General features: G+C 72.5%; 9 protein-coding genes. 6 read left to right on the top strand and 3 right to left on the bottom strand.

Going from position 1 to position 9,757, the window contains the following annotated elements:
• The first annotated feature begins 277 nt into the window (after positions 1-277).
• Entirely contained in the window at positions 278-517 is a 240-nt protein-coding gene (locus tag MKL01_RS07110) for a hypothetical protein (protein ID WP_243904509.1), read from the top strand.
• A 52-nt stretch (positions 518-569) separates the two neighbouring features.
• Positions 570-2,072 (top strand): DUF6880 family protein, encoded by a 1,503-nt coding sequence (locus tag MKL01_RS07105; RefSeq protein ID WP_409566210.1) that lies wholly within the window; start codon positions 570-572, stop codon positions 2,070-2,072.
• Between the two features lie 41 nt (positions 2,073-2,113).
• On the opposite strand, the gene MKL01_RS07100 is transcribed toward MKL01_RS07105, so the two are convergent.
• Together MKL01_RS07100 and MKL01_RS07095 are read right to left on the bottom strand one after the other, a co-directional pair.
• The gene (locus MKL01_RS07100; RefSeq protein WP_243904507.1) at positions 2,114-2,476 is read right to left on the bottom strand and encodes a DUF427 domain-containing protein; all 363 of its coding nucleotides are present in this window, start codon (positions 2,474-2,476) and stop codon (positions 2,114-2,116) included.
• Positions 2,473-3,366: a methyltransferase domain-containing protein gene (locus MKL01_RS07095; RefSeq protein ID WP_243904514.1), complete on the bottom strand. Its 894-nt coding sequence runs from the start codon at positions 3,364-3,366 to the stop codon at positions 2,473-2,475. Before MKL01_RS07095 ends, MKL01_RS07100 begins: the two co-directional genes overlap by 4 nt.
• Positions 3,367-3,533: 167 nt before the next feature.
• On the opposite strand from MKL01_RS07095, the gene MKL01_RS07090 reads away from it, so the two are divergent.
• Both MKL01_RS07090 and MKL01_RS07085 read left to right on the top strand, forming a co-directional pair.
• On the top strand, positions 3,534-3,779 hold the full coding sequence (locus MKL01_RS07090) for a hypothetical protein (RefSeq protein ID WP_243904506.1): 246 nt from the start codon (positions 3,534-3,536) through the stop codon (positions 3,777-3,779).
• 24 nt (positions 3,780-3,803) lie between these two features.
• Positions 3,804-4,565 (top strand): ComF family protein, encoded by a 762-nt coding sequence (locus MKL01_RS07085; protein WP_243904505.1) that lies wholly within the window; start codon positions 3,804-3,806, stop codon positions 4,563-4,565.
• 16 nt (positions 4,566-4,581) lie between these two features.
• On the opposite strand, the gene MKL01_RS07080 is transcribed toward MKL01_RS07085, so the two are convergent.
• A complete protein-coding gene (locus MKL01_RS07080; RefSeq protein WP_243904504.1) occupies positions 4,582-5,169 on the bottom strand; it encodes a GNAT family N-acetyltransferase in 588 nt (195 codons plus the stop codon).
• Between the two features lie 314 nt (positions 5,170-5,483).
• On the opposite strand from MKL01_RS07080, the gene zapE reads away from it, so the two are divergent.
• Entirely contained in the window at positions 5,484-6,716 is a 1,233-nt protein-coding gene (gene zapE, locus MKL01_RS07075; protein WP_243904503.1) for a cell division protein ZapE, read from the top strand.
• The gene (locus MKL01_RS07070; RefSeq protein ID WP_243904502.1) at positions 6,713-9,667 is read left to right on the top strand and encodes a response regulator; all 2,955 of its coding nucleotides are present in this window, start codon (positions 6,713-6,715) and stop codon (positions 9,665-9,667) included. Before zapE ends, MKL01_RS07070 begins: the two co-directional genes overlap by 4 nt.
• Positions 9,668-9,757: the final 90 nt, after the last annotated feature.

The raw sequence follows: 9,757 nt of genomic DNA, 5'->3' as shown, positions 1-9,757 counted from the left end.
GGCGGACGGGTAGTTGGACGCGAAGGGGTTGGGCGGCGCGCCCCGCCCGGAGCCGCCGAAGAGCTTGTCCAGGAAGCCCTCCTCGGCGTGAGCCGGCGCCGCGATCAGCAGAACGGCAAGGGCGAGGATCGGTCGAAGCTGCATCGTGGTCGCTCCGGATGCGCAGATGACGCGCCGGTAGCGGCACTTTTCGGCGGATCGGAGGCCGCGTCGCCTGGAACCGCCGGGCGTCCGGTAGGTTCGCGGTCAACGATATCCAGCGCGTAAAGGAGGCGTGATGTCCGAGGTCACCTATCGCATCGTCGAGCACGATGGCGGATTCGCCTACAAGGTGGGCGATGTCTTCTCCGAGACCTTCCCGAGCCGCGAGGAGGCGTTGCAGGCGGCCCAGGCCGCGGCGGCCGAACAGCAGGTGCCGGGCTCGACCGAGGGTATCCGCTATCAGGACCATGCCGGCGGCTGGCACGACGAGACCGCCCGCGGGAGCGACCGGCCGCGCGCCAAGGTGGTGGAGTAGCCGCGTCGGGACCGGCGACCGTGCTCGATAGGCCGCATCGACGGGGACGGACGTGGCGCGTGCGCGGCGTGTGACCTCGGCACCGCGTCCGAAGCCGGCCGGCCTGCCGAAGGGCGCGCGGCGGACGACGCCGTCGCCGGAGACGCTCGCCGCGCTCGGGCCGGATCGGCTGATCGCACTGATCCTGGACGAGACCGGACGCAATCCGACCTTCAAGAAACTGGTCAGCGCCGCGCTGACGGCGCTCCAGGGGCCGGAGGCGGTGGCGGCGATCATCGACCGGCGACTCACGGCCCTCGAAGGGGCACGAAGCTATATCGACTGGCAGAGGCGCCGCGCCTTCACCGCCGACCTCGACACGATCGTGACGGTGATCCTGACCGAGTTGCGCCCGCTCGATCCCGGGGCGGCGCTCGAGCGGCTCCGGCGCTTCCTGGCCGGCGCCGACACGGTGCTGAACCGCGTCGACGACGGCAACGGGACGGTGCAGGCCGTCTTCGAACGTGCCGCCGACGCCTTCGTGGAGATCGCGGGCGCGTTGCCGCCGCCGGATGCCGGGCGGGTGGCGGGCCATCTGGTCGGCGCCTTCGTTGCCGATCCGCTGGGGCCCCTGCGCGCGGTCCTCGCCGACATGATCCCGACGCTGGCCGAGGACGCGCTCGCCGATATCGACGCGCGGCTGGCCGAGGCGGACGCGGCGTTGCCGTCGGGGGGCGATCCCCGCCGGGCGCCGACCCATCATCGCGAGGCCGCGCGCATCCAGATCGTGCGCCTGCGGCAGGCCATCGCCGACCGGCGCGGCGACACGGACGGCTTCATCGCCCTGGAGAGCGCCCTGGTGTCCGGCCGGGAGAACCGGGTGGCGGTCGCCGAGCGGCTGCTCCGCGCCGGACGGCCGGACGCGGCGCTGGACTGGATCCGGCGCGAGACGGCGCCGGGGTCGCGGATCGTCACCCGGGCCGATCTGATCGCCGGCTTCGATCCGCGCGGCCCCGAGCGCGAGCGGCAGGCGCTGGAGATCGCGATCCTCGATGCCCTCGGCCGCCCCGACGAGGCGCAGGCGCTGCGCTGGGCTCGTTTCGAGCGCGATCTCGACGCGCCGATGCTCCGCGCCTACCTCGCCAAGCTTCCGGATTTCGACGACGAGGAGGCGTTGCTGCGCGCTTTGGATCACGCCGAGGCCTTCCCGCAGCCTCATCGGGCGCTCGCGTTCCTGACGGCGTGGCCCGACCTGAACCGCGCCGCGCGGCTCGTGACCGGCCACCCCCTCGTCTGGCAGGGCGATCAGTACAGCGTGCTGGCTCCCGCGGCCGACCTCCTCGCCCTGCACCATCCGGCGGCCGCGACGATCCTCTATCGCCGCCTGCTCGACGACATCCTCGAAGGCGGTCGCAGCGCAGCCTACGCCCACGGTGCGCGCTACCTCGCGGAACTCGACGGCCTGGCCGGCCGGCTGACGGCGGGGACGATCAGTCCCGCGGCGGATGCATACCGCGCGACGCTGCGGCGCACGCATGGTCGCAAGTCCGCCTTCTGGACTCTCGTGCCGGACTGAGCGGCGGCCGCGGGCCGCCGATCGACGGCGGCGGCACCGTGTCAGTCGGTGACCTCGATCGCGTCGACCCGGTCCGGATAGAACGCCACGTGGTCCCGGATGGCCGCGACGGCGGGGTAGGGGTCCGCGTAGCTCCAGACCGCGTCGGGCCGGCGCGTTCCGTCGACCACGAGGTCGAAGTAGTGCGCGTCGCCCTTATAGGGACAGTGGCTGGTCTGGGCCGACGCGACGAAGTTCTCGGCGCGGATGTCGGCACGCGGCACGTAGAACACGGCCGGATACCGGGCCTCCTCCAGCCGCAGCGCGTTGCGCGTGTCGGCGACCACCGCGTCCCCGACGCGGACGCGGACGCGCCGGGCTTCGGGAGCGATGGTGATGGGGTGATCCGGTCCGGGCAGCTTCACGGCGTTCCTCCGTCATTGGTCGGTGTCAGCTCGACCGTTCCGAGCGCGTCGGCGAGCCGCGACCGCGCGCTCCCCGGCCGGAGCGGCTTCTGCTGGCTCTCGTGCGGCACCCAGCCGGACAGCCACAGAATCTCGAAGGTCGCCCGGACACGGCCATCCGGATCCGAGAAGCGCTCGGCGTAGATCTCGGCGGCCCGCAGGAGGGTGGCCCGGCGGAGCGGGGTCCGGCGGCGGTCGGTGAGGACGTTGGTCAGGCCCATGGCCCGGAGATCGCGCATGAGGCCGAACGGATCGGCGTAGCGCACCGTGATCGTGTCGGTGTCGGCCACCGGAAGCGCGAACCCGGCCCGCTGCAGCAGGGCGCCGACCTCGCGGACGGCGGCGAACGGGGCGACCCTCGGGCTGATCCCACCTTCGATCTCGCTCTCGGCCTGCCCGAAGCTCTGGCGCAGCTCCGTGAGGGTAGCGCCGCCGAGCAGGCACCCCACGAACAGACCGTCCGGCCGCAGGGCGCGGCGCAGCTGGATCAGCGTGCCCGGCAGATCGTTGACGGCGTGGAAGGACAGGAGCGAGACGGCGAGGTCGAGGCTCCCGGGGGCGACCGGGAGCAATTCCGGATCGCCGACGATGACGCCGCCGCCGGACTCGGGCAGCGGCGCCAGCCTGAGGAGCCGCGCCTCCGGATACCGGGCCGCGAGGATCCGCGCGGCCGCCGGCGCCGGCGTGGCGACATCGAGCACCGTGGAGAATTCCCGCAGGACCGCGCCGAGGCGTTCGTCCAGATCCTCGGCGAGCCTGTCGATCAGGAAGTCCGCGTAGCCGGCGCGCCCGGCGCGGGCGAGGCGGCGTCGCGCAAGGGCGGTGTCGAACAGAGGGGCCGGGGCATCCATCGCCACTCAGATGGCGCTCGTGCCGGTCCACCGCCAGCACCCGATCGGTTCCCTCCACCGGTATGCACGGAGCCGTGAGCCGCGATAGGATGGCGGAACGACTCGGCAGCGCCGCAGTTCCTGCTGCAGCCGGCCGTACGGCCGAGATTGAGCGGGGAGCATTTATCATGAAGCGCGTGTTCGTCGGGGCCGCCGTCGCCGTCGCCGCCATCGCCGCCGCGGGCGGCGCCGAGGCCAAGGGCTGCATCAAGGGCGCCATCGTCGGCGGCGTGGCCGGCCACTACGCGGGCCATCACGGCCTTCTGGGCGCCGCGGCGGGCTGCGCGATCGGACGCCACCGGGCGAATGCCCGCGACCGGCAGGTGGACCAGCAGCAGATGGGCCAGCAGGGCCGCCCGGTCTCGTCCCGCTAAGCCACGGCGCACGGCCCGGCCGGCGTGACGGCGGTCGAGACCGTCGCCTCCGCCCTGCGCGGCCTGCCGCGCGGGGTTCTGTCGTTGATCTACCCGCCGACCTGCGCGGGGTGCGGCGCCGCCACGGCCGACCCCGCCGCCCTGTGCCCGGTCTGCTGGTCGGGCCTGCGCCTGATCGAGGAGCCCGTCTGTCAGCGCTACGGCACGCCGTTCGCCCTGGATCTCGGGGTCGGCCCGCTGCTCTCGCCGCGGGCGATCGCCGACCCGCCGGTCTTCGAGCGCGGCCGCGCGGTTGCCCTCTATGACGGCGCCGCCCGGCGGCTGGTCCACCGGCTGAAATACGACGATCGGCTCGACCTCGCCAACGTGATGGCCCGGATGATGGCGACCAGCGGACGCACGCTCGTCGCCGAGGCCGATTGCCTGGTGCCGGTGCCGCTCCATCGCGGGCGCCTCTGGCGCCGCCGCTTCAATCAGGCCGCACTCCTCGCCCGGCGTATAGGGGACGAAGGCGGGCGTCCCGTGGAGCCCACCGCGTTGGTGCGCGTCCGGGCGACGCGCTCCCAAGTAGGCCTGAGCCGCGCGGCGCGGGCCGAGAATGTGAGCGGCGCGTTCCGTGTGGCACCGGCCGAGGCGCACCGCATCCGCGGCCGGCGGATCCTGCTGATCGACGACGTGACCACCACGGGCGCCACCGGAAACGCCGCCGCCCGCGCGCTCAGGCGCGCCGGAGCCGCTTCCGTGGACCTCCTGACCTTCGCGCTGGTGGGCGACGGGGTCGGGTGAGCGGGGCGCTCCCCGCTCAGGCGGGGGTGCCGTCCCGGTCCGGGAAGCTCACCGCCAGGGAGAAGTCGAACGTCTCCGCGATACCCTCGTACCAGAGCGAGAAGGGCGTGGGCCGCGCGAGGTGCAGAGCGCCCTCGATCTCGCTGCCCGCGTGCTGGAGGGCCGCCCCGTGCTTGGCCGCCAGCCGGAGCATCGGGCCATTCCCCGACAGGCAGCGGACGTGCAGATCCTCCACGCCGCGATGGCGCGCCGAACGGGCGATCCGGGCGAAGAGATCGGCTCCGATGCCGCGGCGCCGGAACGCACGCTCCACCGCGAAGGCCGCCTCGGCACGCGGACCGAAGCCGAAGCGTGACGCCCCCATGGGTCGGAGTTCGCCGAGCCCGCGCAGCGCACCGTCCACGAAGGCGCCGTACAGGATGCCTTCGGCGGTCACCGCCTGCGCGGCATAGGCCCGCACGCCGGCTTCGCTGACGTTACCCATGAATCGGCTCGCCCGGGTCTCCGGATCGAGCCGCAGGAAGTAGTCGAGTACCGCGTTGCGGTCGGCCGGCCAGAGGCGCCGGATCCTGTGGGCCGGCACGTCTCGCGCCTGAACGGCCATGCTGAGTCTCCGGTCTGTGCGCGCATGCGCGCAGGGTGATCCGGACGTTCCTCCCCAGAGACGCCTCTGATTTCGCAGCTCGGTCGTGATTGTGCAATGCAGCGGACGGCCCGCGGGTCCGCGAGCGGGGCTGCCATGCGCGCCCGCGATGGGACGCTTCGGCTCCGCTGTCGGGACCCGCACTTGATTCAGGTTGATCTTGCACGCCACAGGAGAGGCCGGGGTCGTGCGTATTGTCGCCGCGGGTCGCCGTCGCGGGCGGCCGGGGCCGGTCCGGCAATGCGGCGAGGGGCGAGGGGCGAGGGACCGGCGGCGTGAACGAGAGATCCGGCAAGCAACAGGCCCCCTCTCCGGAGGCGCGGGCCAGCGCGGTCTCACCCGGCCCGGTTCACGAGCGCTACGAGGGGCTCGTCGCGACCGGGGCCATCGAGCGCGATCCGGCGCAGACCCGGCTGGTGCGTGCCCTCGACCGGTTGATCCAGGATCTGCAGCGGCAGAGGCGCGCCAGCAAGACCAGCGCACTGGGCTGGCTGTTCCGGCGCAGGGACGAGGCCGAGCGGCCCAAGGGGCTGTACGTCTGGGGCTCGGTCGGACGCGGCAAGACCATGCTGATGGACCTGTTCCACGAGGCCGCCCCCGAACCGAAGCGCCGGGTCCATTTCCACGGCTTCCTGGCGGATGCCCACGAGCGCATCCACGCCTACAGGCAGGCTCTGAAGGCCGGCACGGTGAAGGGCGACGATCCGATCGGGCCCGTGGCCGACCAGCTCGCCGACGAGGCGACACTCCTGTGCTTCGACGAATTCACCGTCACCGACATCGCCGACGCGATGATCCTGGGCCGCCTGTTCGGCCACCTGTTCCGGCGGGGCGTCACTGTGGTGGCGACCTCCAACGTCGAGCCGGACCGGCTTTACGAGGGCGGCCTGAACCGGGCGCTGTTCCTGCCCTTCATCGCGACGCTGAAGGAGCGAGTGGAGGTGGTGCGCCTCGATTCACGCACCGACTTCCGCCTGGAGAAGCTCGGCGGTGCCGCGGTGTACCACGTGCCCGCCGACGAGGCCGCCCGGGCGGCCCTCGACGCCGCCTTCAAGAATCTCACCGGCAAGGCCCGGGGCCGTGCCGCCACCATCAAGGTTCACGGCCGGGACGTTGAGATCCCCGAGGAGGCGAGCGGCGTCGCCCGCTTCCATTTCGACGATCTGTGCCGGCAGCCCCTGGGCGCTTCCGACTACATGGCCCTGGCGCGCGCCTTCCACACGGTGATCCTCGACGGTATCCCGGTGATGAAGGAGGCCGAGCGCAACGAGGCCAAGCGCTTCATCACGCTGATCGACACCCTCTACGACCGCCACGTGAAGCTCGTGGCCTCCGCGGCGGCCGAGGCGCAGGACCTCTACGGCGCCGAGACCGGCCGGGAGGCGTTCGAGTTCGACCGGACCGTCTCGCGCCTGATCGAGATGCGCTCCCGCGAATATCTCGGCCTGCCGCATGGCCGTCCGGATTCCGAGGCGTCGGGGGCGAGCACCGGGCTGGTGGAGACGTGAGCGGCGCGCCGGCCGCCAATTCGATCTTCGGTCTGCGCCGCCGGAACTGGCGCGGGGCCGGCGCGCTCGGACCGCTGCTCGGGTCGCCCGCCGCCTTCATCCTTCTCGTCGTCGCCCTGGCCGCCGGCGTCGCGAACTACATCGCCAGCGAAAGCGACCGCGCGGCGACCGTTCGCCTGAACGCCGTCGTGGCGGGCGTCGAGCGCCTGATCTCCGAGGTCAAGGATCTCGAGACCGGCGAGCGGGGCTTCGTGCTGGTCGGCACCGAGGATTACCTGACGCCCTACGGGGTCGCGCTGAGCCGGATCGAGACGGAGCTCTCGAGCCTCGGATCGGCCGCGCAGGAGCCGGTCCGCAGCGGCGGCCCGTCCCTCGCCGGCCTGATCGCGCAGAAGCGCGAATTCGCCGCCCGGGTGATCGCGGCGCGGCGCGGGCAGGGTTTCGACGCGGCGACGGACCTCGTCCGGACCGGCGAAGGCAAGCGCCTGATGGACGCGATCCGCGCCGAGGCCGCGTCACGGCAGGCCGCCGCCGGGCAGGACCTCGCGGCGTTGCAGACCCGCGAATTCCGCCGCGGACTGATCCTGTTCCTGCTCACCGGTGCGGCGGCGCTTGGCGCCATCGTCCTGCTCGCGCGCCTCGCCCTGGTGCGGCGGCAGGAATCGCTGCGCATGTCGCGCCTCCTCGACGGCGTGCTGGCGAACGCGCCGGTGGGGCTCGGCTTCCTGGACCGCGACCTGAAGATCCGCCACATGAACCGGGCGCTGGCCACCATGAGCGAGCGCGGCTTCGGAGCCGACTGCGGCGCGCCGATCTGGGCGATGCTGCCGACCCTCCAGGAGGAACTCGCGCCCAAGCTCGCCGCGGCGCTCCACGAGGGCCTGGTCTCGCCCAACGTCCCGGTGGCCGTGCCGGCCGCCTCGGCGCCCGGGGGCGTCCGGCAGTTCGCGATGAGCTTCTATCCACTCCGCGGCGACGACGACTCTGCGCCGGACCGCAGCGTCGAGGGCGTCGGCCTCGTGGTCGTCGACGAGACCATCCGCCATCTGGCCGAGGCCCGCCTGCGCCGGAGCGAGGAGCGCTTCCGCTCGCTGATCGAGGCCAGCGCGGCGATCGTCTGGACCGCCAACCCGGAGGGCAGCCTGCAACGGCGACAGACTGCCTGGAGCCGCTTCACCGGCCAGGACGAGGCCTCCTACGCCGGGATGGGCTTCCTGGACGCCGTCCATCCCGAGGATCGCGAGCGGACCCGGACCGCATGGTCGACCGCGCTGGCGCAGCTCCAGCCCTACGCCACCGAGCACCGGCTCCGGGCCGCCTCCGGATCCTACCGCCACATGAGCGTGCGGGCCGTGCCGATCCTCGAACCCGACGGCAGCCTGCGCGAGTGGGTCGGCACCCACACCGACATCACCGAGCGCAAGGAGGCCGAGGCGGCGATCGAGGCGGCGCGGGCCGCCGCCGAGGCCGCCAATGCGGCCAAGAGCCAGTTCCTGGCCAACATGAGTCACGAGTTGCGCACCCCGCTCTCGGCGGTGATCGGCTACTCCGAGATGGTCCAGGAGGAGCTGGAGGACATCGGTGCGGCCGACCTCATCGCGGACATGAAGAAGATCGAGGCCAATGCCCGGCACCTCCTCGGCCTGATCAACGACGTGCTCGACATCTCGAAGATCGAGGCCGACCGGGTCGAGATCTACGCGGAGGATTTCGACGTCGCCGATGTGGTGCGCGAGGTCGCCGCCACGGTGGAGGGTCTGGTGGCCAAGACGGGCAACACCCTGGCGCTCGATCTGGCGGAAGGCCTCGGCACGGCCCACACCGACGTCACGAAGCTGCGTCAGTGCCTGATCAACCTCCTGAGCAACGCCGCGAAGTTCACCGCGGACGGGCGGATCGGCCTTCGGGCCGAGCGGGTGGGGGACGATCTGCGCTTCCGCGTGTCCGATACGGGGATCGGCATGAACCCGGAACAGCTCGGAAAGCTGTTCGAGCGGTTCAGCCAGGCCGATGCGTCGACGACGCGGCGCTTCGGCGGCACCGGCCTCGGCCTCTCGATCACCCGCGCCTTCGCCGAGATGCTCGGCGGCGCCATCGCGGTCGAGAGCCGGGAAGGGGAGGGCACCACCTTCACGCTGACCCTGCCGGCCCACGTCGCGGCACCGGACGCGGAGCCGAGCGCCGAACCCCAGCCCAGAGCGGACACCGCGCGGCCGATCCTGGTGATCGACGACGATTCGGCCACCCGGGACCTCCTCGCCCGCTTCCTGGAGCGGGAAGGCTTCGCCGTCGCGGTCGCGGAGGATGGCCGGCGCGGCCTCGAACTGGCCCGGAGCCTGCGCCCCCGGGCGGTGCTCCTCGACGTGACCATGCCGCAGATGGACGGCTGGGCGGTCCTGCGGGCGCTCCGGGCCGATCCCGAGATCGGTGGCACGCCGATCGTGATGGTCACGGTCCTGGACGAGCAGAATTTCGCCTTCTCGCTCGGCGCCACCGACTATCTTCAGAAACCGATCGACTGGGCCGGTCTCCGGCAGATCGTCGACCGGTTCCGGCCGGCGGCGGGCGGCGGCCCGATCCTCGTCGTCGACGACGAGGCGGACGTGCGCGGACATCTCTGCGCCTATCTCGGCCGGGAGGGCTTCGAGGTCCGCCAGGCCGAGAACGGCGTGCGGGCCCTGGAGACCGTGGAGGCGCAACGGCCCAGCCTGATCCTGCTCGACCTGATGATGCCCGAGATGGACGGGTTCGGTTTCCTGCGGGCACTCCGAGCCCGGGCGGATTGCAGCGACGTGCCCGTGGTGGTGCTCACCGCCAAGGACATCGCCGCCGAAGACCGCCGCCGTCTCGCCGGCCACGCCGACCGCGTGCTGGCCAAGGGATCGACGGGGCTCGCGGATCTGGTCCGAGAGCTGCGGGCGCTGCTGCCGGCCGGGAGCGAGACCCCCTGATCGAACAGCCGGTTGAAAGGCCCGGACAACGGGCCGCCGCCTGCGCCCGTGGGGCAATTCGGCCGTGTGCGGCGCCAAGACCGACGACCG

This window comes from Methylobacterium sp. J-070, assembly GCF_022829385.1.
GTDB lineage: Bacteria > Pseudomonadota > Alphaproteobacteria > Rhizobiales > Beijerinckiaceae > Methylobacterium.
Note: the sequence above shows the minus strand (reverse complement) of the source record. Positions and strands in the feature narration are given on the sequence as shown.

Bases quoted from the DNA above. Each gene is read 5' to 3' on its own strand.
- MKL01_RS07090 (WP_243904506.1), top strand. From the start codon at position 3,534: ATGAAGCGCGTGTTCGTCGGGGCCGCCGTCGCCGTCGCCGCCATCGCC.
- MKL01_RS07110 (WP_243904509.1), top strand. From the start codon at position 278: ATGTCCGAGGTCACCTATCGCATCGTCGAGCACGATGGCGGATTCGCC.
- MKL01_RS07080 (WP_243904504.1), bottom strand. From the start codon at position 5,169: ATGGCCGTTCAGGCGCGAGACGTGCCGGCCCACAGGATCCGGCGCCTC.
- MKL01_RS07095 (WP_243904514.1), bottom strand. From the start codon at position 3,366: ATGGATGCCCCGGCCCCTCTGTTCGACACCGCCCTTGCGCGACGCCGC.